Source organism: Vibrio metoecus (assembly GCF_009665255.1).
Classification (GTDB): Bacteria; Pseudomonadota; Gammaproteobacteria; order Enterobacterales; family Vibrionaceae; genus Vibrio; species Vibrio metoecus_B.
This window is the reverse complement of the sequence record NZ_CP035686.1, coordinates 931,222-954,644: the sequence shown is the minus strand read 5'-3', so window position 1 is coordinate 954,644 and position 23,423 is coordinate 931,222. Positions and strand designations below refer to the sequence as shown.

Annotated in this window: 22 protein-coding genes; 15 read left to right on the top strand and 7 right to left on the bottom strand. The window is 47.1% G+C overall.

Annotation, left to right across the window (positions count from 1 at the left end):
* The first annotated feature begins 73 nt into the window (after positions 1-73).
* From EPB59_RS04475 to EPB59_RS04455, 6 genes are all read left to right on the top strand, one after another.
* Entirely contained in the window at positions 74-796 is a 723-nt protein-coding gene (locus tag EPB59_RS04475) for a putative N-acetylmannosamine-6-phosphate 2-epimerase (RefSeq protein ID WP_001889711.1), read from the top strand.
* Positions 784-1,647 (top strand): N-acetylmannosamine kinase, encoded by an 864-nt coding sequence (locus EPB59_RS04470; RefSeq protein WP_154171661.1) that lies wholly within the window; start codon positions 784-786, stop codon positions 1,645-1,647. Before EPB59_RS04475 ends, EPB59_RS04470 begins: the two co-directional genes overlap by 13 nt.
* A 3-nt stretch (positions 1,648-1,650) precedes the next feature.
* Positions 1,651-2,787 (top strand): N-acetylglucosamine-6-phosphate deacetylase, encoded by a 1,137-nt coding sequence (gene nagA, locus EPB59_RS04465; protein WP_154171660.1) that lies wholly within the window; start codon positions 1,651-1,653, stop codon positions 2,785-2,787.
* Between the two features lie 421 nt (positions 2,788-3,208).
* Positions 3,209-5,554: a sialidase family protein gene (locus EPB59_RS04460; RefSeq protein ID WP_195707056.1), complete on the top strand. Its 2,346-nt coding sequence runs from the start codon at positions 3,209-3,211 to the stop codon at positions 5,552-5,554.
* Between the two features lie 255 nt (positions 5,555-5,809).
* Positions 5,810-5,968: a hypothetical protein gene (locus tag EPB59_RS18410; RefSeq protein WP_195707055.1), complete on the top strand. Its 159-nt coding sequence runs from the start codon at positions 5,810-5,812 to the stop codon at positions 5,966-5,968.
* A gap of 177 nt (positions 5,969-6,145) precedes the next feature.
* Positions 6,146-6,349: a DUF2986 domain-containing protein gene (locus tag EPB59_RS04455; RefSeq protein WP_154171658.1), complete on the top strand. Its 204-nt coding sequence runs from the start codon at positions 6,146-6,148 to the stop codon at positions 6,347-6,349.
* Here EPB59_RS04455 and EPB59_RS04450 read toward each other — a convergent pair.
* The 3 genes from EPB59_RS04450 to EPB59_RS18835 form a co-directional block, all read right to left on the bottom strand.
* Positions 6,341-6,814, bottom strand: a complete 474-nt coding sequence (locus EPB59_RS04450) for an NYN domain-containing protein (protein WP_019828244.1) — start codon at positions 6,812-6,814, stop codon at positions 6,341-6,343. The genes EPB59_RS04455 and EPB59_RS04450 overlap by 9 nt on opposite strands.
* Positions 6,815-6,939: 125 nt before the next feature.
* A complete protein-coding gene (locus EPB59_RS04445; protein ID WP_195707054.1) occupies positions 6,940-7,335 on the bottom strand; it encodes a thiol-disulfide oxidoreductase DCC family protein in 396 nt (131 codons plus the stop codon).
* A complete protein-coding gene (locus tag EPB59_RS18835; protein ID WP_001891361.1) occupies positions 7,328-7,456 on the bottom strand; it encodes a hypothetical protein in 129 nt (42 codons plus the stop codon). Before EPB59_RS18835 ends, EPB59_RS04445 begins: the two co-directional genes overlap by 8 nt.
* 30 nt (positions 7,457-7,486) lie before the next feature.
* On the opposite strand from EPB59_RS18835, the gene EPB59_RS04440 reads away from it, so the two are divergent.
* Together EPB59_RS04440 and EPB59_RS04435 are read left to right on the top strand one after the other, a co-directional pair.
* The gene (locus EPB59_RS04440) at positions 7,487-8,872 is read left to right on the top strand and encodes a DASH family cryptochrome (RefSeq protein WP_154171656.1); all 1,386 of its coding nucleotides are present in this window, start codon (positions 7,487-7,489) and stop codon (positions 8,870-8,872) included.
* Positions 8,869-9,576, top strand: coding sequence for an SDR family oxidoreductase (locus EPB59_RS04435; RefSeq protein WP_154171655.1), 708 nt, complete (start codon positions 8,869-8,871; stop codon positions 9,574-9,576). Before EPB59_RS04440 ends, EPB59_RS04435 begins: the two co-directional genes overlap by 4 nt.
* Before the next feature lie 29 nt (positions 9,577-9,605).
* On the opposite strand, the gene EPB59_RS04430 is transcribed toward EPB59_RS04435, so the two are convergent.
* Together EPB59_RS04430 and EPB59_RS04425 are read right to left on the bottom strand one after the other, a co-directional pair.
* The gene (locus EPB59_RS04430) at positions 9,606-9,821 is read right to left on the bottom strand and encodes a VF530 family DNA-binding protein (protein WP_001076091.1); all 216 of its coding nucleotides are present in this window, start codon (positions 9,819-9,821) and stop codon (positions 9,606-9,608) included.
* A 70-nt stretch (positions 9,822-9,891) separates the two neighbouring features.
* The gene (locus EPB59_RS04425) at positions 9,892-11,652 is read right to left on the bottom strand and encodes a sigma-54-dependent Fis family transcriptional regulator (RefSeq protein WP_195707053.1); all 1,761 of its coding nucleotides are present in this window, start codon (positions 11,650-11,652) and stop codon (positions 9,892-9,894) included.
* Between the two features lie 283 nt (positions 11,653-11,935).
* On the opposite strand from EPB59_RS04425, the gene exaC reads away from it, so the two are divergent.
* The 3 genes from exaC to EPB59_RS04410 all read left to right on the top strand — a co-directional run bounded on the left by exaC (position 11,936) and on the right by EPB59_RS04410 (position 15,771).
* On the top strand, positions 11,936-13,456 hold the full coding sequence (gene exaC, locus EPB59_RS04420) for an acetaldehyde dehydrogenase ExaC (protein ID WP_154171653.1): 1,521 nt from the start codon (positions 11,936-11,938) through the stop codon (positions 13,454-13,456).
* 459 nt (positions 13,457-13,915) lie between these two features.
* Positions 13,916-14,356 carry a PTS sugar transporter subunit IIA gene (locus tag EPB59_RS04415; protein WP_000627278.1) on the top strand — a complete coding sequence of 147 codons (441 nt, stop codon included), beginning with the start codon at positions 13,916-13,918 and terminating at the stop codon, positions 14,354-14,356.
* 11 nt (positions 14,357-14,367) lie between these two features.
* Complete coding sequence (locus tag EPB59_RS04410) at positions 14,368-15,771, top strand: fructose-specific PTS transporter subunit EIIC (protein ID WP_154171652.1); 1,404 nt, start codon at positions 14,368-14,370, stop codon at positions 15,769-15,771.
* Between the two features lie 74 nt (positions 15,772-15,845).
* Here the strand turns inward: EPB59_RS04410 and EPB59_RS04405 are convergent, their stop codons facing one another.
* On the bottom strand, positions 15,846-17,711 hold the full coding sequence (locus EPB59_RS04405) for a fructose-specific PTS transporter subunit EIIC (RefSeq protein WP_154171651.1): 1,866 nt from the start codon (positions 17,709-17,711) through the stop codon (positions 15,846-15,848).
* Between the two features lie 216 nt (positions 17,712-17,927).
* On the opposite strand from EPB59_RS04405, the gene EPB59_RS04400 reads away from it, so the two are divergent.
* Together EPB59_RS04400 and EPB59_RS04395 are read left to right on the top strand one after the other, a co-directional pair.
* Positions 17,928-18,227 (top strand): PTS fructose transporter subunit IIB, encoded by a 300-nt coding sequence (locus tag EPB59_RS04400; RefSeq protein WP_000706152.1) that lies wholly within the window; start codon positions 17,928-17,930, stop codon positions 18,225-18,227.
* Between the two features lie 8 nt (positions 18,228-18,235).
* A complete protein-coding gene (locus EPB59_RS04395) occupies positions 18,236-19,015 on the top strand; it encodes a PTS sugar transporter subunit IIA (protein WP_154171650.1) in 780 nt (259 codons plus the stop codon).
* On the opposite strand, the gene EPB59_RS04390 is transcribed toward EPB59_RS04395, so the two are convergent.
* On the bottom strand, positions 19,007-19,846 hold the full coding sequence (locus EPB59_RS04390) for a helix-turn-helix domain-containing protein (RefSeq protein ID WP_000575418.1): 840 nt from the start codon (positions 19,844-19,846) through the stop codon (positions 19,007-19,009). The two genes, EPB59_RS04395 and EPB59_RS04390, sit on opposite strands and share 9 nt — an antisense overlap.
* Before the next feature lie 371 nt (positions 19,847-20,217).
* On the opposite strand from EPB59_RS04390, the gene EPB59_RS04385 reads away from it, so the two are divergent.
* A complete protein-coding gene (locus EPB59_RS04385) occupies positions 20,218-22,119 on the top strand; it encodes a fructose-specific PTS transporter subunit EIIC (protein ID WP_154171649.1) in 1,902 nt (633 codons plus the stop codon).
* A gap of 61 nt (positions 22,120-22,180) precedes the next feature.
* Positions 22,181-23,401, top strand: coding sequence for a mannose-6-phosphate isomerase, class I (gene manA / locus EPB59_RS04380; protein ID WP_195707052.1), 1,221 nt, complete (start codon positions 22,181-22,183; stop codon positions 23,399-23,401).
* The last annotated feature ends 22 nt before the right edge of the window (positions 23,402-23,423 follow it).

The following is a 23,423-nucleotide window of genomic DNA, read 5'->3' as shown; positions in this document are numbered from 1 at the left end:
GCGAACAAAATTTGGTTACAAGAGTCCTTTTGTTCATCAAGTCAGGAATTAAAAACGTTTTTAGAAAAGAAAAATGAGGCCCGTCGTGAGAAAGAATTTTTTGAATATCGAAGAGTTAAAGCGATTTTTAAACGGCCAAACTGTCGTTTCCATACAACCTGTAACAGGCAGCCCACTCGATAAAACAGATTTCATTGTGGCGATGGCGATCGCCGTCGAACAAGCGGGTGCAAAAGCGCTGCGCATTGAAGGTGTGAATAACGTGGCTGCTGTATCCGCCGCAGTAACAATTCCGATTATAGGTATCGTTAAGCGTGACTTGCCTGATAGCCCAATTCGAATCACTCCTTTTGTTTCAGATGTTGATGGCTTAGCAAATGCTGGCGCAACGGTCATTGCTTTTGATGCCACCGATAGAACACGCCCTGAAAGTCGAGAACGTATTGCGCAAGCAATCAAAAACACGGGATGTTTTGCGATGGCCGATTGCTCCACATTCGAGGATGGATTATGGGCTAACTCACAAGGTGTTGAAATTGTTGGATCAACACTGTCAGGCTATGTCGGAGATATTGAGCCCACGGTTCCAGATTTCCAACTTGTGAAAGCGTTTTCTGAAGCCGGCTTTTTTACCATGGCGGAAGGTCGATACAATACGCCTGAGTTAGCAGCGAAAGCTATTGAGTCTGGTGCGGTTGCCGTAACGGTTGGTTCTGCATTGACTCGATTAGAAGTGGTTACTCAATGGTTCAATAACGCAACCCAAGCTGCGGGAGAAAGGAAATGCGCACACTAGCCATCGATATCGGCGGAACAAAAATAGCATTAGCGATTGTAGAAGAAGGTACGATCATACAGCGTTACCAGATAGCAACGCCTGTGGTGCAGGACGTCACCAAGTTTGTTCAAGCGATTCTCGAAAAGGTCACTGAATGGCTCCCTTCTATCGATTATGTAGGCGTATCAACAACAGGTTATGTAACGCCAGAAGGCATCACATCGATAAATCCAGAGACTCTTAATTTCCCTGTACCTTTTCCATTAGCTCAAACGCTAGAACAACTCACTAATAAACCAGTCTCCATTCTTAATGATGCACAGGCCGCGGCATGGTTTGAATTTGTGCAGTTAAAAAATCCTAGCTTAAATATGGCTTTTATTACGGTTTCAACAGGGGTTGGTGGCGGAATCATCATTGATGGCAAGCTTCACAAAGGAAACAGCGGTTTAGCGGGACACATAGGTCACATGTCGGTGGCCATTGAAGGTCCATTATGCGGATGTGGTCAGCGAGGTTGTGTTGAGTCCATGGCTTCAGGTAACGCGATTCAAAAAGAGAGCGAAACCACTTTTACCGAGACAATGAGCAATGTTGAGTTATTTAAGCAAGCAGCGTTCAACCCGAAAGCAGAAGCGATCATCAATCGAAGTGTGCAAGCAGTAGCCACATTATGCTGTAATCTTAAAGCATGCTTAGATCTGGATATTATTGTTTTGGGTGGTGGAATTGGTCTCGCAGAGGGCTACCTTGAACGCCTCAACAAAGCTATTCAATCTAGGCCATCCGTATTTCACATCCCTGTCATTCCTGCTCATGGCGATTATGATGCTTGCCTACTCGGAGCAGCATTTCAGTTTAAGGAGTAAACGATGGCATTAAAGGCAATTTCAGCCACACGGCTTTTTGATGGAATTCAGTATTACGAGAATGCGGCAATGGTTTGGGAAGGTTCACACATTCACTCCATTGTTCCTATTGAGTCTCTGACGGAGGATATTGAGCATCAACATTTTGATGGTGCATTGATCGCTCCAGGATTCATTGACTTACAAGTTAATGGCGGTGGCGATGTCATGTTCAATAATGACATGACTCTTGCGGGTATTGATTCGATCTGCCGAGCACACAGAACTCACGGCACCGCCTATCTGCTTCCAACCTTAATCAGTGCAACACCGGAACACATCAACCGTGCACTTGATGCCATTCAATCTGCAATCGAAAATCAAGTCTCGGGTGTGTTGGGTATTCACTTAGAGGGGCCTTGGTTAAACCCAGAAAAGAAAGGCGCTCATAACCCAGATCTGTTCTATTCCCCGACACCCGAACAACTTTCACAGTTTCACTGGCCAACCAAAGGCAAAGTTCTTGTAACGGTCGCGGCTGAAAACCTCTCCATCGACTCACTAAAGTGGTTAAAGGATCATCATGTTACTTTCTCGTGTGGTCACAGTAATGCCACTACAGCCCAATTAACCACTGAGAAGTTAGCTCTCATTGATGGATTTACCCACTTATTTAATGCCATGTCGCCTTTTGAGAGTCGTGAACCCGGAGTTGTCGGTACAGCATTGAATACCGATCATGCTTGGTGTTCAGTAATAACTGATGGAATTCATGTCCATCCACAAAGCTTTTTACTCGCTAAGCGAATCAAACCTAAAGACAAACTTCTTATTGTTACCGATGCCATGGCTAGCCTTGGCAGTGTGACTAACCAGTTTGAATTGGATGGGGAAACCATTCGCGTCATCGATAATAAACTGGTTAATAGCCGAGGCAACCTTGCGGGAGCACACATCGGGATGGATGAATCGGTTGCCAATGTTATTCGTTGGGGAATCGCGGAAGATGAAGCACTAAGAATGGCCTCGTCTTATCCGGCTCAAGCAATCCATTGTGATGATTTAGGGCAACTAAAGCCCAATTATCGAGCCGCCGCCACTGTATTAAACTCCAAATATGAAAGCTTGGCTGTAGTCAGTGAAGGCGTACTCTACAACTGAGCTACCGATCAAACATGCCAATCCGTTATTGACCAGATCTTTCACTATTCCAATGTTCAGCAGAGATCATTGGAATAGCTCTTCCCAAAAAATCTATATGCCTTTAGGCATTAACTGCACTTCCGTCACCGTTATTCCGACTTCCGTAGCTTCCTCTAACCCAACTACACACATCTAAGTACGAACATAACTGCAACGTGTTGATGTCTCATCGATTAAACAACACACAAAAACATTTTGGAAATTATTTTTTTTGCGATCGTAGTTCATGAAGAAAATATTTTTTAATGAGAATCTACAACTGGAAATGTGAACGTTTCCAAGCCTTACATTCGATGGAGACTTGTCAATCAAGATGACTTCACAACGAAGAAGAGCATCGATTCACAAGGAAACAGATTCTAATATAAAGGGAGTAGATATGCGTTTCAAAAACGTAAAGAAAACCGCTTTAATGCTTGCTATGTTCGGTATGGCGACAAGCTCAAACGCCGCACTTTTTGACTATAACGCAACGGGTGACACTGAGTTTGACAGCCCTGCCAAGCAGGGATGGATGCAAGACAACACGAATAATGGCAGTGGTGTTTTAACCAATGCAGATGGAATGCCCGCTTGGTTGGTGCAAGGTAATGGAGGGAGAGCTCAATGGACATATTCTCTCTCTACTAATCAACATGCCCAAGCATCAAGTTTCGGTTGGCGAATGACGACAGAAATGAAAGTGCTCAGTGGTGGAATGATCACAAACTACTACGCCAACGGCACTCAGCGTGTCTTACCCATCATTTCATTAGACAGCAGTGGTAACTTGGTTGTTGAATTTGAAGGGCAAACTGGACGTACCGTTTTGGCAACCGGCACTGCAGCAACGGAATATCATAAATTTGAATTGGTTTTCTTTCCTGGAAGTAACCCATCCGCTAGCTTTTACTTCGATGGCAAACTCATTCGTGACAACATCCAGCCTACTGCATCAAAACAAAATATGATCGTATGGGGGAATGGCTCATCAAATACGGATGGTGTCGCCGCCTATCGGGATATTAAGTTTGAAATTCAAGGCGACGTTATCTTCAGAGGCCCAGACCGTATACCATCCATTGTAGCAAGTAGCGTAACACCAGGGGTGGTAACCGCATTTGCAGAGAAACGTGTCGGCGGTGGCGACCCCGGTGCTCTAAGTAATACCAATGACATAATCACTCGTACCTCACGAGATGGCGGCATAACTTGGGATACCGAGCTCAACCTCACTGAGCAAATCAATGTCAGTGATGAGTTTGATTTCTCTGATCCTCGGCCTATCTATGATCCTTCCTCTAATACGGTTCTTGTCTCTTATGCTCGATGGCCGACCGATGCCGCACAAAACGGAGATCGAATAAAACCATGGATGCCAAATGGTATTTTTTACAGCGTCTATAATGTTGCATCAGGGAATTGGCAAGCGCCTATCGATGTTACCGATCAGGTGAAAGAACGCAGTTTCCAAATTGCTGGTTGGGGTGGTTCAGAGCTGTATCGCCGAAATACCAGCCTAAATAGCCAGCAAGACTGGCAGTCACACGCTAAGATCCGAATTGTTGATGGTGCTGCGAACCAGATACAAGTTGCCGATGGTGGCCGAAAATATGTTTTCACACTGAGTATTGATGAATCAGGCAGTCTGGTCGCTAATCTAAATGGTGTTAGTTCTCCGATTATCCTGCAATCTGAACACGCAAAGGTTCACTCTTTCCATGACTACGAACTTCAATATTCGGCGTTAAATCGCACTACAACGTTATTCGTGGATGGTCAGCCAATCACCACTTGGGCTGGCGAAGTATCGCAGGAGAACAACATTCAGTTTGGTAATGCGGATGCCCAAATTGATGGCAGACTGCATGTGCAAAACATTGCTCTCACACAACAAGGCCAAAACCTCGTGGAGTTTGATGCTTTCTATTTGGCACAGCAAACCCCTGAAGTAGAGAAAGACCTTGAAAAGCTTGGTTGGACAAAAATTAAAACGGGCAACACCATGAGTTTGTATGGGAATGCCAGTGTCAACCCAGGACCGGGTCATGGCATCACCCTTACTCGACAACAAAATATCAGTGGCAGCCAAAACGGCCGCTTGATCTACCCAGCGATTGTGCTTGATCGTTTCTTCTTGAACGTCATGTCTATTTACAGTGATGATGGCGGTTCAAACTGGCAAACCGGTTCAACACTCCCTATCCCTTTTCGCTGGAAGAGTTCGAGTATCCTAGAAACTCTCGAACCTAGTGAAGCTGATATGGTTGAGCTCCAAAACGGTGATCTACTCCTTACTGCACGCCTTGATTTTAACCAAATCGTTAATGGTGTGAACTATAGCCCACGCCAGCAATTTTTGAGTAAAGATGGTGGAATCACGTGGAGCCTACTTGAGGCTAACAACGCTAACGCCTTTAGCAATATCAGTACTGGTACCGTTGATGCTTCTATTACTCGGTTCGAGCAAAGTGACGGTAGCCATTTCTTACTCTTTACTAACCCACAAGGAAACCCTGCGGGGACAAATGGCAGGCAAAATCTAGGCTTATGGTTTAGCTTCGATGAAGGAGTGACATGGAAAGGACCAATTCAACTTGTTAATGGTGCATCGGCATATTCTGATATTTATCAATTGGATTCGGAAAATGCGATTGTCATTGTTGAAACGGATAATTCAAATATGCGAATTCTTCGTATGCCTATCACATTGCTAAAACAGAAGCTGACCTTATCGCAAAACTAAGAGCAGCTTAACGTGTTAAAGCTGATAGCACATCAAATGATGCTATCAGCTTATTTCTCGTCAACCGTTTCAAACCAGTACTCACATTGACAAACACTCTGCTTATCTTGGGTAGACATTTGCATGCAAAACCACATAATTGTTGTCAAAAAGCTATATGTGGCTTGTATAAGGAAGTGGCGATGATTGTGGATCCCGACCACAATATTCCGTTGTCCACCACTTTGTCATGATCTGAGCACGAGAATTCGTCGTTTGAAAACTCCACAAAAAGCAGAGCGAGTTGCCCTCACCGTCGAGATCCTCACGACGATTCAACTCGTGCAGATCGACATCCTGTCGAAATACTGTTCAAAAGAGAAACAGCGAATCATGAAGCCATTGCGTTTATCGCCTTTTTTCTTAGCAGAATAATGGCCTAGATTCTTTAGATCACGAACTCTACTCCGGCCAAGTAAACCGTTGATGTTACCCACTCGATACAGTTACACTACGCGGCTCAGAGCAAACAAGCGCAGCAAACACTGCGCTTGTTCAAATCGCAAGACGATAATCCCTAATCATCCTTTAGCCTGTTTCGAGCACAACCCGATGAACCGTAAAAAGAAAATTAATCAGACATTACAAAAACGCCTTAAAAAGCAACATGCGAAATTGCACCCGAGCAATAAGCCTCGTTATATTTCTAAAGCGGATCGGGCTAAACTCGCGGCAGAACAAGAAGCGAATCCCGAGCTTGGAACCCGCGATTCAAACCCTACGGAGCCCTCGCTGAGCAATAGCGCATTACAGTAATAGACGATGCTCAATCGGGTGAAATTGACTGGCGACATCGATTAAATGTTGTGCGGTCAGTTTCGGCACGCCATACACTTCAACCTTAACCTGAAAGCGTTGCGCAATTCTGGTCACCAAAGGCTCAAAATCACCATCCCCAGAAACGAGCACCAAGGTGTCTACCTCCTGAGCTAATTCATAGCCATCAAGGGCAATCCCGACATCCCAATCCCCTTTCGCGCTACCATCACTGCGCTGGATAAAAGGTTTTAGCATCACCTCAAAGCCAATCCCTCGTAAAATATGATGAAATTGCCTCTGCTGCGGATCTTTACTGGCAATCGCATAGGCATTAGCTTTCACTACCGTACGATTTTGCGTCACTTGCGACCAAAACTGGTTGTAGTCAAAGTGCCGGCCATATTGCTCGCGGCAGGTGTAATACACGTTTTGTACATCGACCAAAATGGCAATTTTTTCCATTGATTCCTACTTAGTTATTCTTGATTCAAGGCTCAACGCCGCACTTATATTCTACACCGTTATTTAAAAACCAATTCATATATAAGCTATTAGGGGGCTGTAGTTAGGAGGTAAAGTCACCAAATCTATTTCTTTTGACAACCCCCCTCTTGGCATTGGGTTTGGCCAAACCAGCGCGAGAGGCGCATTCTGTGTTTGGCAAACAGGAGATACATTCGATCACTGATCCCCTTTAAAATCGTCAGACGAGTAATGAAAAGCCAGCGATGTCGGTTGACCAAACGCCATGCAAGCACTGTCACGTCTAAGCCATATAAAAGTTGTCCTTGCTGATCGATACCGTGCAAGATAGACAATACACGTTGTTTATCGATCGATGGGTAGCAGGACATCGTACCCGTATCATGCACATCCACCAGCAAAATTCGCGCTTGGTGATCCGCCGTTTTTAATGCGCGCATCTCGTTACAACAGAGCGGACATTGTCCATCAAAAAAGATCACCAGATCTGGCTTATTCATGGCTATTGACCTCAGATTCATCATTGCAATCTGTTACGCACACTCTCTTTTCGAGGATCAATCCCATTACCGCAACCGCAGCGCGTGATCGCTCAATCCCTTTGACCGTATAAACGCTCATTAACCCCATCATCGGTATTGAGAGTGGAACTTGAGTAAAAAAATTGGCCTGTACTGGTTTACCAACGATTTACGAGTGAACGATAACCCGCTACTTGAGCAAGCCTCGCAGCAAGTGGATCGCTTGATCTGTTTGTACTGTTATCCCTCGATTACGCCATTTTTGGCGCGCTACGCCCAGCAAACACAATGGGGCGAAGCCAAAAAAAGGTTTCTCAACCAAACCTTGGCTGACTTAGATCATTCGCTCAGTACGCTAGGCCAAAAGCTTTGGGTGACGCCACTTTTGCCCTATCAGGCGCTGCGCCACCTACTGACTCAAGTCGAGATTACGGATATTTATGTGGATGCAGTGGCGGGCTCAGATGAACGCCAAGCTATCGCGCGCATTCATCAGGACTTTTCTTCTGCGCACATCCATCAGCAAGCTCTGCACAGCTTATTGAGTGAGCCGCAGTTGCCGTTTGCACTTGAGGCGCTACCGAGCACCTTTACCCAATTTCGTAAGCAAGTAGAAACGCTCTCCCTCTCTGCGCCGATGGGTTATCCGCGTGTTTTGCCACCCATTGAGCAAGGCTGGCAGTTGCCTTTGATGGACATTGTTACCGAGCCGAATCACAGCGCCTTTGTCGGTGGTGAGCAAGCAGGGCTGACGCATTGCCAAAACTATTTCTCCTCCATGCTCCCCAGTCGCTATAAAGAGACGCGCAATGGGTTAGACGGCATGGATTATTCCACTAAGTTTTCGCCTTGGCTCGCGCTCGGCGCGGTTTCGTCAAAAACCATTTATGCCATGTTGCAGCGTTATGAAGCTGTACATGGCGCGAACGATTCCACCTACTGGATTTTCTTTGAGTTACTGTGGCGTGAGTATTTTTACTGGTACGCGCGGCGCTATGGCGCAAAACTGTTTCGCTTCTCCGGGATTGGCGAGAAAAAACCGCTCACCAGTTTCTATGCGCAGCGCTTTTTACATTGGAAGCACGGAGAAACGCATTTCCCCATTGTGAATGCTTGTATGCGGCAACTGAATCAAACGGGTTACATGTCCAACCGTGGTCGACAGTTAGTCGCCAGCTGCCTAGTCCACGAACTAGGCTTAGATTGGCGCTATGGTGCCGCTTATTTTGAAACCCAGTTAGTGGATTACGATGTCGGATCCAACTGGGGCAACTGGCAGTATTTGGCGGGAGTCGGAGCCGACCCACGCGGCTCGCGGCAATTCAACCTCGAAAAACAGGCGCACACTTACGATCCAAAGGGCGAGTTCGTTGCCAAATGGTGCGGAACGGATTGTGACAAGCTAAATGCTCTCGAAAATTTGACGCTCGACAGTGTCGATATGGTTGACTGGCCAATCGCCGCCACCGCGTCTCATCTTATCCATCATCCTCATAATAAGGAAAACTCATCATGAATATCGTGATCATCGGTGGCAGCGGCGGTATTGGTTTGGCGATGGTGCAAGAAGCGCTGAACTGGTTTAGTAAGGCCAACGTGCATGCAACTTACCATAGTACTATGCCGACGTGGCAGCACCCGCGGCTGACTTGGCACGCACTCGATGCCACCCAAGAAGCGCAGGTACAAGCCCTGAGTGAGCAATTTAGCCGAGTCGATTGGCTTATCAACTGTGTCGGCGTACTGCATACGGCAAGTAAAGGACCAGAAAAGAACCTCAATGCCTTAGATGCGGATTTTTTCCTCTACAACCTGACCCACAATGCCTTGCCTAGCCTACTGCTTGCCAAGCATTTCACCGCCAAACTGAAGCAGAGTGAGGCGGCCAAGTTTGCCACGCTTTCCGCCAAGGTCGGCAGTATTAGTGATAACCAACTCGGCGGTTGGTACAGCTATCGAGCATCGAAAGCGGCGCTCAATATGCTGCTGAAAACGTTAGCGATTGAATGGCAACGCTCACTGAAAAAAGGCGTGGTGTTGGCACTGCATCCCGGCACGACCGACACCAAACTCTCTGCGCCGTTTCACAGCAATGTCGCCCCAGAGAAACTGTTCAGCCCCGCCCGTGTTGCGCACGATTTGATTAGTTTGATTGCAGCGGCAACGCCTGAACAAAGCGGCGGATTTTATGCCTACGATGCTCAGGCGCTGCCTTGGTAAAGCGTAGGGATTAGCTAAAGGTGGATAGATTAGCTAAAGGTGGATAGATACAGCGCCTCAACCTTATCGCGCGCCCATTGAGTTTTACGCAAAAACTTGAGCGATGATTTAATCGATGGGTCATTTGCAAAGCAGTTAATGTTGATACGCTGATGTAACCCACTCCAGCCATAATGCTCCACCAAGCGAGTGACGATTTTTTCTAGGCTTAGGCCGTGCAGCGGGTTATTAACTTGTTGGTTCATTAGGGGGTTCTCTGTGAAAATCTGCCTTTCATCAGGCAGAAAATGGGAATAGGCGATGAAGCTGCCAATCTTACTTCAGTATCCCCAGTGCTTTCAATTTGCGATAGATGGTATTTCTGCTCAGCCCAAGCAAACGCGAGGTTTGACTAATGTTGCCCTGCGTTGCTTGGTAGGTTTTGAGTAAGGATGCTTCTACCGTGGATTTGATGTCTTTCTGTTGATCATCCTCCGCAGCGATAGGCGCCGCGTGGCTGAGTTTTTGGGCAAGATGTGTCGGCAGATGATTGAAAGTGAGTATCCCTTCGCCTTCGGCCATCAAACTCGCGACTTTGATTAGGCTATCCAGTTCACGTAAATTACCCGGCCAGTGATAAGCGAGTAGCCTTTGCATTAAGTCACCACAAATTTGTTGGCCAGGATCACTGTAGCGGCGATGAATATGGTGGATCAGGGCTTGTTTATCTTGACGCTGCTGGAAGCTGGGCAGCTCGACAACCAAATCACAGAGTCGGTAGTAGAGATCTTGGCGAAACAGCCCTTGTGTGACCAACTGTTCAAGGTTTTTGTGAGTTGCAGCGATAATCTGAATATCGACTTTGCTGGCGTGATTAGAACCCACTGGCAGCACGGTTTTGTCTTGCAACACATGCAGTAAGCGACTTTGCGCATCTAAGGGTAAATCGGCGATTTCATCTAGAAATAGAATGCCTTTGTCGGCTAAACGCACTTTCCCTTGGTATCCTTTATGACTGGCTCCGGTAAAGGCGCCAGCGACATAACCAAACAGCTCGGCCTCCACCAACTCTTTTGCCAGTGCACCACAATTTACCGCGACTAAAGGGCCGTTTTTACGCTGGCTATTTTTGTGCAGCGCTTTAACAAATTCATTTTTACCCACCCCAGTTTGGCCAAGGATCAGCAAGCGGATATCTTTATCAATTACCCGATTAGCCTGTTGCCAGCAGCGCTCCACCTCCGCATCCCCAAAATGCAGATCACTGGCGGGGGTTAACGCGCGGGTACGATGTTGTTTGGAGTGTAGCGGTGTGGTGGTATAGATAAATGATGCATGCGTCTGTGGCCGTGGCAGCACCTGCTCCACCGATTGACCAATCACTCTGCCTTGCGCTAATAACTGACCTGCGACTTGGTTATGCGCCAATATCTGGCCCGATTCATCCGCAATAATTACGCCTTGCCAGCCACTGCTCAATAACGAGGGTTCACAGGCGAGATCGATTCGTACATGGCCATGTGGTATCTGGTTAAGGAGCTGATTTTCAACCAGTTGTACCATATTCTGCACCACAACTTGGGTTGAAAGCGTGTGTTTCTGCTGCTCGCTGGTGATGTCTAACACTCCGATCAACTGTCCGGTGTAATCAAAAATCGGGCTCGCGGAACAACTGATAAAGTGATGATGCTGAATAAAGTGCTGCTCACCAATCACCGAAATGGGTTTTTGCTCAATCAAAGCCGTGCCAATAGCGTTGGTACCTTTGATCGGCTCTTGCCAACATGCGCCGGAGCTTAGCGCGATTTGGCTCAGTTTTTCACGAAATCTCGCTTGCCCCCAACTCCCGATGATCACGCCGTGTTCATCGGTCAAAATTAAACGACTGTCACTGTGTGCAAACAGTTGATAGAACAGCGGTAGAGCAAATCGGCTGACCGTATCAATCAGCCCCGCGAGCTCTTGGCGACGCTCCTTAAGTTTGTTGTCACTCAAGCGAATATCTTGCGCACGACTCTGCTGGGTCAACCCCGCCTGTTCACTGCGCTGCCAAGAGTTCACCAGCCAATTAACGTGGCTAAGCTGTTGAAGTTGCATCACTGTTCCATTTCCTCACACTCTGGGTGTGTCATTTTGTAACACTTGAACACTCGTACACATCATCCAATCGAGTACGGCAACCTTGTCTGTTACTTGCGATCCTTTTGTTAACCATAACGTTACACAAGATTAACAACAAGTTCATTTATGTTGGCCTGTGATTTGCGTTATAGCGTTGGAATACCCGAACCACTTGGAGTAGCCACTTCAAGTAGGAAAGGGATAAAGCAGTGCATTTCGACACTGTGTAACACCCAAACCGAAAACAAAAGGACGAGTTATGATTTATGCACAACCGGGTAGTGACAACGCCGTTATCACCTTCAAGAGCCATTACGATAATTTCATTGGCGGCCAATGGGTTAAACCTGTCAGTGGCGAATACTTTGGTAATATTTCACCCGTCAATGGACAGGTTTATTGCCAAGTCGCGCGCTCAACCCAAGCAGATATTGATTTGGCGTTAGATGCCGCACATCAAGCGCGTGAAGCATGGGCAAAAACCAGTGTGACTGAGCGCTCTAACCTGCTACTGAAAATTGCTGATCGAATTGAAGCAAACATCGAGCAGCTTGCGGTAGCGGAATGCTGGGAGAATGGTAAACCGGTGCGTGAAACTCTAGCGGCCGACCTCCCTCTGGTGGTTGACCATTTCCGGTATTTTGCAGGTTGCATTCGTGCTCAAGAAGGCAGCGCCGCTGAGCTCGATAGCCACACGGCCAGTTACCATTTTCCTGAGCCAATCGGAGTGGTGGGACAAATCATTCCTTGGAATTTCCCAATGCTGATGGCGGCGTGGAAGTTAGCGCCAGCCCTTGCTGCAGGCTGCTGTGTGGTACTCAAACCTGCCGAGCAAACCCCCACTTCGATCTTGGTGTTGATCGAGAAAATCGCCGACCTCATCCCAGCAGGCGTCATCAACGTGGTCAACGGTTTTGGCAGTGAAGCAGGCCAAGCCTTGGCCACCAGTCAACGTATTGCCAAACTGGCGTTTACGGGCTCAACCCAAGTGGGTCAACACATTCTCAAATGTGCGGCGCAGAGTTTAATTCCATCAACCGTAGAGCTCGGTGGGAAGTCTCCCAATATCTATTTCCCAGATATTTTTGACTATGAAGACACCTATCTGGAGAAATGTATCGAAGGCACGCTGCTGGGCTTTTTCAACCAAGGTGAAGTGTGTACTTGCCCTTCTCGCGTTCTGGTTCATGAGTCAATTTACGATCGCTTTGTGGCCAAAGTCGCGGAGCGGGCGAAAGGCATCAAACAAGGCAATCCACTGGATACCGACACTCAAGTGGGCGCTCAGGCATCTCAAGAGCAGTTTGACAAGATCTTGAGTTACTTAGATATTGGCCGCCAGGAGGGCGCAAAAGTGCTGTTTGGTGGTGGCGTTGCCAAACAGGAAGGGGAACTCGGTCAAGGCTACTATATTCAGCCGACCCTACTGCAAGGCCACAACAAAATGCGAGTCTTCCAAGAAGAGATTTTTGGTCCTGTGATTGCCATTACCTCTTTTAAAGACGAAGCCGAAGCGTTGGCATTGGCTAACGATACCGAATACGGCCTCGGCGCAGGTATTTGGACTCGTGACCAAAACCTCGCCTACCGTATGGGAAGAAATATTCAAGCAGGCAGGATCTGGATCAACTGTTACCACGCTTACCCCGCGCATGCGGCCTTTGGTGGCTATAAAAAATCGGGGATTGGGCGTGAAACCCATAAAATGATGTTGAACCACTACCAGAACACCAAAAACTTACTGATCAGCTACGATGTGAATCCTCTCGGTTTCTTCTAAAAGCTTAATATTCAGTTAATACCCCAAACCCAGCCTCGTTTCAGCGAAGCTGGGTTTTTCATTTTGGATCCATTCCAATGTTTTTACGAATTGGCGTTGTAGGGAAACAGCCTGTTAGTTAATCCCTATTAGCACAGATAAACGATGTGATTGAGGCGAACGAACTTAGCCGGCACCGCTGCAGCTTCAAGAAGGAAATATATATACCCAAACTACTTGGAGTTGCAGGTAGGCGGCAAGTGAATTCATCCCCATGAGCATAGATACACTATGTGATTGGGGTGAACGAACGTAGCCAACACCGCTGCAGCTTCAAGTAGGAAGGGGATAGAACGACGAATATCACACTTAATTGTGTGTGGTACAAATCTATAGCGAGTGAATTATTTTTGCTATTTCGGCAAAACCCAACATCCATTAATTTTTAGCTCATCAGTTAAATACTTTATGAGCCAATAAATGATCACCGAACTCACCAACGTCCATTTAATTAAAGGCAACCTTCAAGCAAATAGTAAAAATGAAGTTTTTGCAGAATTGGCACAAATGTTACTTGAGAATAACCGCATCAGTAACAAAGAGGATTTTTTAAACGACATTGAAATACGTGAAAGATTAAGTGTCACGTCAATGGACGGCATCGCCTACCCACACTCAAAAAGTAAAGCCGTTACAAAACCTGCCATCGCTGTTGGTGTAAAGCACGAAGGCATTGAATATGGAGATGAAGAAGGCATCAAACCGACCGTATTCTTCATGATTGCCTCTCCCGACAACGGCGCAGACCACCATATTTATGTTCTTCAAGAATTATTCGGAAAATTTAGCGAAGAATTTATTGAAGATATTCATAACGCAAAAAATGAACATCAGATCCTTAATATTTTAATTCAATCATAAGGCGTGAAATTATGAGTACCCTAACCGCTCAAGCTACCAATAATAGTAGCGATTTCAAAAAACTCCTCAGTACCATGAAAGGCCACCTTTTATTTGGCACCTCACATATGTTGCCATTTATTGTTGCTGGCGGCGTATTATTGGCACTTGCGGTAATGGCATCCGGCAAAGGTGCCGTTCCTGCCGATGGCTTATTAGCGGATATTTCCAATATCGGTATTAAAGGTCTGGTGCTGTTCCCGATTATTTTGGGTGGTTTCATCGGTTATTCCATTGCAGACAAACCAGCTCTTGCGCCAGCGATGATCTCTTCTGGCATCATGGCGGATATGGGCGGCGGTTTCCTTGGTTGTATCGTAGCGGGCTTCATCGCCGGTGGTGTGGTATTCCAACTTAAGAAGATCCCTCTTTCGGCTAACATGACTGCGTTGGGCGCTTACTTCATCTACCCACTTATCGGTACACTTATCTCCGCAGGCATCGTTTTATGGGGTATCGGCGAACCCATCAAGCTGTTCATGGCGTCTATGAACGAATTCCTAGCTTCTATGGCTGGCGCTTCTAAAGTGGTGTTAGGTGCGATTCTTGGTGGTATGACGGCATTCGATATGGGCGGTCCAATCAACAAGGTCGCAACGCTATTCGCTCAAACTCAAGTGGATACTCAACCATGGCTAATGGGTGGTGTGGGCATCGCAATCTGTACGCCTCCTCTCGGCATGGCGCTAGCCACGTTCCTGTTCAAGAAAAAATTCACCAAACAAGAACAAGAAGCAGGTAAAGCAGCAGCAATCATGGGTTCTATCGGTATCTCTGAAGGCGCTATCCCATTCGCAGCAAATGACCCAATGCGCGTTCTTCCTTCCATCGTTGCTGGTGGTATCGTTGGCTGTGTGTTTGGCTTCCTGACTAACGTTCTGCTTCATGCTCCTTGGGGCGGTCTCATCACAGCACCGGTATCAAGCAACATCCCAATGTACGTTGTAGGTATCGCACTAGGCTCACTCACCACTGCACTCATCGTTGGCTTCTGGAAACCAGTCGCGGAAGAAGAAGTGGAAGACGAAATCGCAGAAGCTGCACCGATGCAAGCTCAAGCGGCTCCAGCAGCCGGCGAAGGCGAGTACGATATCGTTGCTGTCACTTGTTGCCCATCTGGCGTTGCTCACACCTTTATGGCAGCCAAAGCGCTCGAAAAAGCAGGCGCAGCCGCTGGCATCAAAATCAAAGTCGAAACGCAAGGTCAAAATGGCATTAAAAACCGCATTACTGACTTAGACATCGCCAATGCGAAGCTGGTTATCCTCGCTCACGATATTCAAGTGAAAGATGCTCACCGCTTTGCCAACGCGAAAGTCATCCAATGTTCGACCAAGGAGGCGATGAAAAAAGCCGCCGAACTTATCCAAGCTTAAACCTTAAGCTCCTCCCCCAGAGCCCTTTCCCCCAAAGGGCTCTTTTTCTATCTCAAGTGTAGTGATTCAGAATGTTATCGCTTTATCTGCACCAATGCCGCGGCATTTAAAATCGCGTCTTTCGTTGTCACGTCAATGACTTTAATGTGCTTGAAGCGTTCTGGTTCTTTAATCGCCACATCGTGCGCAAAAATCACCAGCTTCGCTCGTTGCACATCTTTGGCCGTGATTCGATTGATGATGCCGTTGGCGCCTTGTGTTTCTACTTTGATTTTCACTCCCGCCAGACAGGCGGCTTTTTCGAGTGATTTAGCCGCTAAAAACGTATGAGCAACGCCAGAAGGGCACGAGGTGACGGCAAGAATGTCGGCTTGCCCTTCTCCAATCACCGATGAAAAAGCAAGTGACTGCCCCTGCTCATTGTCCTGCTCGTGCACCGTTTTCTTCAGGGCAATAGCAATCAGTGCCGTGGTTAATGCACCGGCGATAGTGCCAAGAATATACCCTAGCTTACCGTCCACAACAGGCAGCACAATCCAACCGCCCCAAGGGGCGTGATTGAGCACTTGAAAGAGAAAACCAATCACGTTGCCAACAATACCACCCGCAATAATTGCAGGGAGTACGCGCGCGGGATCAGCGGCGGCAAACGGAATCGCCCCTTCACTAATGCCAATCATACCCATGATGCCCGCCGCTTTTCCGGCTTCACGTTCGTCCCGCTTGAATTTACTTGGTGACAATAAGGTCGCAAGCGCCATCCCCAATGGTGGGGTACAAATGGCAATGCCTACCCCACCCATTAGCCAAGGTTGGGTGTTGACTTGAGTTTGGGCAAACAGCGTAGCGACTTTATTGATTGGGCCGCCCATGTCAAAAGCGGTCATCGCCCCCAATACCGCTCCGAGCACCACTTTGCCGGAATCGGCCATCGATGCCAGAAATTGATTGAGCCACAGCATACTGCTGGCAATCGGTGCGCCGATTAACCACATCACAGCACCACAGGTTACAAACGTCCCCACCAGCGGATAGATGAAGATGGAACCCAGCGAACTCATGCTGTCGGGGAGAGCGATTCTTTTCAGTTGACGAACCACAAAGCCTGCAAAAAAACCCACGATGATCGCGCCAATAAAGCCGGTTTGATATTGGTTTATCGCAACCCAGGTGCCAATCATGCCGGGGGCCAAACCGGGTTTATCTGCCATCGAGTAAGCGATATAACCACCCAATACCACCGTAAATAGGGTTAAACCGGCAATACCCATTTGAGCGATATCCGCCAACACGCCCTCTTCTGGCACCGCTCCGTGACCAGACATCATCACTGAAAGCGAGAGTAATACCCCACCCGCCACGATAAACGGCATCATGTGAGAGGTACCAAACAATAGATGCTCTTTAACGCGAGCTAATTTTTGTGCCATTGGGCTTAGCGGCTGGTAATCGGCATAATCCATTACCGGTGTAGAGCTTAATGTTGAATGGTGTGGGTGAATGAAAAGGGCGAGTGCCTGCTCAACACTTTCTGCGGCTTTAAGCTGTTCAACAAATCCCTCTTCAATCAATTTACTGGAGATTTGTGCCAATACTTCAATGTGGTGATGATCTTCTCCATCCGGTGATGCCAGCATAAAAAACACATCAGAAAGCTGACCATCTTCTGCACCGTAATCGATCCCTTGGCGGCTAATACCCACGACGACTGCAGGCAACGCCACCGCAGCACTTTTGGCGTGTGGAATGGCTATTCCTTCTTCAAACCCTGTATTTCCGATCTCTTCTCGTCGCCAAATGTCGTTTAAAAATTGCTGCTTATCGGTCAACTTTCCTGCGTTATCGAGCAACTCAACCAGCTCAATCAGAACATCTTCTTTGTTATTGGCTTTTAGATCTAAACAGATGATTTCAGGTTCGATCAGATGGGTAATATCCACAATTGTTTTACCTTACTGTTGTTTGAATTGGCATTGCCATACCGATGCGCCTCGCTAGAGTAACGAGCGATACTCTTTCAAGACACAGGACAAAAGATGCAATAACTGGATTAATGTAACATTCGATTTGAACTGTGAACTGGGTCTTGGCCGAAAACGGAGTATTTGCCAAGCGCTATGTTACTATCGCCGCAAAAATAACAATGAGGGATTTCCATGAAAATTGTTGCGGTCACCGCCTGCCCAACGGGCATTGCTCATACTTATATGGCGGCCGATGCTTTGACCAAAGCCGCACCAAAGTACAATGTGCAGATCAAAGTGGAAACTCAAGGTGCGATGGGTATCGAGAATCCTCTCACGCCTTATGACCTCTCTCATGCCGATAAGGTGTTGATCGTCTCCGATATCGACATCGAACAGCCTGCACGATTTGAAGGGATGAAGGTGGTGAAGCTCTCGATCGAAGAAGTGCTACTCAATGTCGATAAAGTCTTTCTCGTCCACTGCCGCTGATCCTTGGCATGATGCATGAATTCCAAGTCACCTTCTTGGTGAATGATGTGAATGCCAGCGCCCATGTTGCCCAACCGCTGTCTCGCGTTGCGCGTAAGTTCAAAAGTACCCTACATATCATCAACATCGCCAGAAACCGCAGTGCTGAACTCACTAAATCTCTCGCAGTATTGCAGGTGGGATTACAAGAAGGTGATTTATGCCAAATCACCGCCATCGGTATTGATGCTGAACTCGCCTGTTTCGTGATTAAAGACATGCTTTCTGCGCATTACACTGTCGTGGGCTCCAAAATCAACTATGAGTTCTCTAGCCTGCTCGCCGAGCGCCTGCCACAAATATGCCCGCCGAGTGAAGTCAAATGGCACTATGCCAAAGCCCATACCACACTGACCAAATTCGAGTGTTTGAAAGGATTAGCGCAACTGATCTACCCCGTTTCACCCGATGAGTTGATTTTGGCTTTTATCAAACGTGAAGAACGCTCTTCCACCTGCGTAGCGCCTGGGATTGCGATTCCCCATGTGATGTTTGCAGACATAGAACACATTGCGGTTGCCGTTATTAAGAATGATGAGGCGATGGACTGGGCCTCTCAAATGGGAGAGGTGCATTTAGCGATTGCTTTGGTGATGCCGAGTAAGCCCAATCGAGAGCAAATCATTACCGCAACCAACCTGACCCGAAATTTACTGTGCGATCAAATGGTAGAACGTTTACTACTGACACGCAGCGGCGTTGATTTACAAGCTCTGCTGATGTACGCGATGTCACGCCTGTTAAATTGAAGCGCGATAATCCGTTGGTGTACGGCCTGTACGATTTTTGAAAACGCGGCAGAAGTAATTCACATCTTTAAACCCACAGCGTAGCGCCACTTCATTGAGCTTAAAGTTGTACTTTTTCAGCATAAATTTTGCTCTATCAACCCTGACCCACGTAATGTAATCGGCCAAGGTCATATGCCCTTGCTGACGAAACAGCCTCGATAAATGGTTGGCAGAAATACTAAAACGCGAAGCAATACTCTCTCGCGTGATCGGGCGGTGAAAATTCTCTTGGATATAGATACAGATCCCTTGGTAGAGATCCTGCACTCGGTTTTGTGGCTGCTCTGTCGGAGCATTCAACATAGTCTGGGTATATTGAAGGAGAGCTTGCAGCAACAGCTCATCCATCGGTTTTTTATGATTCTCACGCGCCAATGAGCTGAGCGCTTCTAAGATGTTATCAATAGCAAACCCTGAGCGCGTTTGGATACTATGCTTTTGAATATCATAAAAGTTGGCTTCGCCTTTGCGCTTGCTGACAAAACTCAGTCCTAGTTGGCGGCGTCCAAATAACATGCTCAACACTGAGCAATCTGTATCCCAGTTCGGTTTATTCCAACAGTTAGCGGGAATAAAAATCGCATCTCCGGCTTTGGCAATTATTTTCGTAACTTTACGGTCATGACTTTCCATTTCATTTATATACTCTCCACCTAAGACCAATTCTAAGCGTGGAAAATTCACCTGATAACTGAATTCAGGTGGTGTATGAAAATCACCCGCAAACCAAATATGATGAAATGATTCACGCTCATTAAGCACCGAGGAAATCAAATCATCAAATATCATATGCAAACTCTCACTTCGTCATCGTACTTTTATTAACGTCAGGTATACCCCGAATGCCATTGAGTCTCTTTGAGCAACATCACACTCAAGCAAGAATGATACAATAATCCAGTGTTAACACCAATTCTCTAGCACAAACCTCCATCATGAATAACAACAAACACATTATAACTAAATGAAAATTAATGAATTAACCCTATAGTCATTACTTAAAATTGGCCTCACTACCCCAATAGACGCTACGAGATCTAAATCACACCCAACCAATAGGGTTACAATACTCCAGTGAATGCTTTATTTCTGCACTAATAATAAAAATAAAAAAATTAAAGAATGACTCTGACATAAAAATAAAATGTACAGAGGTCTCTATGATCAACCAATTGATTAATGCCGATTTAATTCAGCTTGATCTGCAAGCGAATTCCAAACAAGCCGTATTTGAAGAACTGATAAATATCCTACATGCCCAAGGGCGAATTTCAGATAAAGCGGCATTCTTAAAAGATATTCAAGCTCGTGAAGAGTTAGGTAATACCGGATTTGAAGATGGTGTCGCTATTCCGCATGCTAAAAGTGCAGCGGTGACTCAACCAGCCGTTGCAATTGGTGTCAGCCGAGAGGGTATCGACTATGGCGCAGAAGATGGTTTGCCTTCCAAGCTTTTTTTCATGATCGCCTCGCCCGATGGCGGCGATAACCACCACATTGAAGTGTTGGCCGAACTCTCTTCCAAACTGATTGAAGAAGGTTTTATCGAAGCTTTTCTCAACACCAAAAACTCAGAGCAAGCACTAGAATTACTGCTGAAAAAATCCGCGCCTACACCTCTTGCAAACCAAGCAGAAAGCAAAGGGCTGATTATCGGTGTTACCGGTTGCCCGGCGGGTATTGCTCACACTTACCTTGCGGCTGAAGCACTCGAAAAAGGCGCGGCGGCTTTGGGTTTTGAGATCAAAGTGGAAACCAATGGCTCGATTGGAGTGAAAAACAGCCCAAGTGCGGAAGAAATTGAACGCGCTGAAGCGATTGTGGTCGCCTGTGATAAACAAGTCGACATGGCACGGTTTGCCGGCAAACGCCTCATCAAAACAAATGTGAAAGCGCCAATTCGTGATGCACAAAAGCTGATTAATGAAGCGTTAAGGGCGCCAACTTATCAAGCTGAAACGGTTAAGACTCAATCGGTGGCAAACAAAGCCTCACAAGCTCGCTCGGATTTGTATCGCTTTTTGATGAATGGCGTGTCGCACATGATCCCATTTGTGGTAACAGGCGGGCTTTTAATTGCACTGGCTCTCGCGGTGGGTGGTGAGCCAACAGAAGCGGGTATGGCCATTCCTGCGGGCAGTATGTGGAACCAAATCCTTGAAGTGGGCGTGGTGGCCTTTACCTTGATGATCCCCATCCTTGCTGGCTACATCGCCTACGCCATTGCCGATCGCCCTGCGCTCGCTCCCGGTTTGATTGGTGGCTGGATTGCCAACAACGGCTCTTTTTATGGCGCCGATGCAGGTACAGGATTTATCGGTGCCATCATCGCGGGTCTCTTGGTCGGTTATTTCGTGAAGTGGATTACTTCCATTAACTATCACAAGTTTATCCAACCCCTAGTGCCGATCATGATCGCACCGATCACGGCATCGCTGTTTATCGCTGGTCTGTTCATTTTCGTTATTGGCGCCCCCATTGCGAGCCTGATGGATGGACTCACGGCTCTACTAACTAGCATGAGTTCTGGCAACGTTATTCTGCTCGGCATCGTACTCGGTGGTATGGCAGGCTTTGATATGGGAGGCCCATTCAACAAAGTCGCTTTCCTATTCTCTGTAGGCATGATTGCCAGCGGCCAAACTCAATTTATGGGTGCGATGGCCTGTGCGATTCCCGTTGCACCACTCGGCATGGCACTCGCAACAGCGATGGGCCGTAAGCTCGAACTGTTTGAGTCTTCTGAGCTTGAAGCGGGTAAAGCCGCAGGCGCAATGGGCTTAGTCGGTATCTCTGAAGGCGCCATTCCTTTTGCGGCGCAAGACCCAATGTCAGTCATTCCAGCCAACGTGTTGGGCTCTATGGTTGCCGCTGTCATGGCATTCTCTTTTGCCATCACCAACAGTGTGGCTCACGGTGGCCCCGTAGTCGCCCTGCTTGGCGCAATGAACTACCCTCTGCTTGCCCTACTTTGTATGGCGGCTGGTGCGGGTGTTACTGCCATCACCTGCGTGACGCTCAAAAAAATCCGCTCACAAAAGTTTGAAGCCGCTGCGGCTTAATTCTCCCTTCCTCGCGATGGCTTGAGGTTTCACTCAAGCCATCTTTCTAACGGTGACGACAATGACTCAGATTCCGACTCAGGATGCAGCCCTACCAGAGGCAGTATTCTTCCCGATGACCAACCCTATCCAAAACTACGCATGGGGCAGTAAAACCGCTTTGCCGCAGTTGTTTGATCTCGAAAACCCAACCCATGCCCCCCAAGCAGAGCTATGGATGGGCGCTCATCCTAATGGCTGCTCCGGTATAGCCATTAACGGTAAAATCGTTCAACTTTCCGACTTTATTGCACAAAATCCAAACTTGATTTTGGGTGAAAATACCGCGCGGCAGTTCGGCGAACTCCCTTATCTGTTTAAAATTTTGGCGGCGGAAAATGCACTCTCCATTCAGGTCCATCCGAACAAACAGCAAGCAGAACGAGGCTTCGCTCAAGAGGAACAATTAGGTATTGCGCTCACGGCATCTCACCGAAATTACAAAGACCCGAACCACAAACCCGAATTGGTTTATGCGCTCACCGAGTACCAAGCCATGAACGGCTTTCGTGCCAATCAGGAAATCCTTAACTACTTTATTGAGTTATCGATAGATGAGATTCAGCCTCTCGTTGACGCATTCCAATCAAATCCGACAGAACAAGGGCTCAGAGACTTTTTCTCAGGGTTACTCTCATTACAGGGAGAAGCCAAAAAACGTGCGCTTAGAGCTTTGATGACTCAAGCTAAGCAGATTGATCTGCCTCTTTTCCAGCTGATCGTCGAATTGGAAAAACACTATCCCAATGACATTGGTTTATTCGCCCCTCTGATGCTCAATGTGATTACCTTACAACCAGGTGAAGCGATGTTTTTAGACGCAGAAACGCCGCACGCGTATTTGCACGGAACAGGCCTTGAGATTATGGCCAACTCAGACAATGTGCTACGCGCAGGGCTCACGCCAAAATATATGGATATTAATGAATTGGTGACATGTACTCAGTTCAAACATAAGCCACTTGAACAGCTACGCCTTAAGTCTGAAGTCATTGAAGGGTGTGAACAATATCCGATCCCAGTTGCCGATTTTAAATTTGCCATCATCCCACCTACGACTCAGCAGACTATCGGCGTTAAGAGTGCAGAAGTTGTGCTGCCTCTCGATTCTTCAATGATATTGCGACATGCAAATGGTGAGAAATGCCTTGTACGAAAAGGACAATCTGTCTTTATTCCGGCTTATGCTGAGCGATACACCATTGAGTGTGATGGTCGTGTAGCAAGAGCTTTTAGCGCCTAGTATTAGCCTAAAAGGCCAGTTT

Excerpts from the sequence above, each read along its gene's own strand:
- EPB59_RS04450 (WP_019828244.1), bottom strand. The coding sequence starts at position 6,814 with ATGGAAAAAATTGCCATTTTGGTCGATGTACAAAACGTGTATTACACC.
- EPB59_RS04475 (WP_001889711.1), top strand. The coding sequence starts at position 74 with ATGAGGCCCGTCGTGAGAAAGAATTTTTTGAATATCGAAGAGTTAAAG.
- EPB59_RS18835 (WP_001891361.1), bottom strand. The coding sequence starts at position 7,456 with ATGAGCGTTTATACGGTCAAAGGGATTGAGCGATCACGCGCTGCGGTT.
- EPB59_RS04410 (WP_154171652.1), top strand. The coding sequence starts at position 14,368 with ATGAGTACCCTAACCGCTCAAGCTACCAATAATAGTAGCGATTTCAAA.
- manA (WP_195707052.1), top strand. The coding sequence starts at position 22,181 with ATGACTCAGATTCCGACTCAGGATGCAGCCCTACCAGAGGCAGTATTC.
- EPB59_RS04460 (WP_195707056.1), top strand. The coding sequence starts at position 3,209 with ATGCGTTTCAAAAACGTAAAGAAAACCGCTTTAATGCTTGCTATGTTC.
- EPB59_RS04445 (WP_195707054.1), bottom strand. The coding sequence starts at position 7,335 with ATGAATAAGCCAGATCTGGTGATCTTTTTTGATGGACAATGTCCGCTC.
- exaC (WP_154171653.1), top strand. The coding sequence starts at position 11,936 with ATGATTTATGCACAACCGGGTAGTGACAACGCCGTTATCACCTTCAAG.
- EPB59_RS04415 (WP_000627278.1), top strand. The coding sequence starts at position 13,916 with ATGATCACCGAACTCACCAACGTCCATTTAATTAAAGGCAACCTTCAA.
- nagA (WP_154171660.1), top strand. The coding sequence starts at position 1,651 with ATGGCATTAAAGGCAATTTCAGCCACACGGCTTTTTGATGGAATTCAG.
- EPB59_RS04430 (WP_001076091.1), bottom strand. The coding sequence starts at position 9,821 with ATGAACCAACAAGTTAATAACCCGCTGCACGGCCTAAGCCTAGAAAAA.
- EPB59_RS04390 (WP_000575418.1), bottom strand. The coding sequence starts at position 19,846 with ATGATATTTGATGATTTGATTTCCTCGGTGCTTAATGAGCGTGAATCA.
- EPB59_RS04425 (WP_195707053.1), bottom strand. The coding sequence starts at position 11,652 with ATGCAACTTCAACAGCTTAGCCACGTTAATTGGCTGGTGAACTCTTGG.
- EPB59_RS04455 (WP_154171658.1), top strand. The coding sequence starts at position 6,146 with ATGAACCGTAAAAAGAAAATTAATCAGACATTACAAAAACGCCTTAAA.
- EPB59_RS04435 (WP_154171655.1), top strand. The coding sequence starts at position 8,869 with ATGAATATCGTGATCATCGGTGGCAGCGGCGGTATTGGTTTGGCGATG.
- EPB59_RS04395 (WP_154171650.1), top strand. The coding sequence starts at position 18,236 with ATGATGCATGAATTCCAAGTCACCTTCTTGGTGAATGATGTGAATGCC.
- EPB59_RS04385 (WP_154171649.1), top strand. The coding sequence starts at position 20,218 with ATGATCAACCAATTGATTAATGCCGATTTAATTCAGCTTGATCTGCAA.
- EPB59_RS04400 (WP_000706152.1), top strand. The coding sequence starts at position 17,928 with ATGAAAATTGTTGCGGTCACCGCCTGCCCAACGGGCATTGCTCATACT.
- EPB59_RS04470 (WP_154171661.1), top strand. The coding sequence starts at position 784 with ATGCGCACACTAGCCATCGATATCGGCGGAACAAAAATAGCATTAGCG.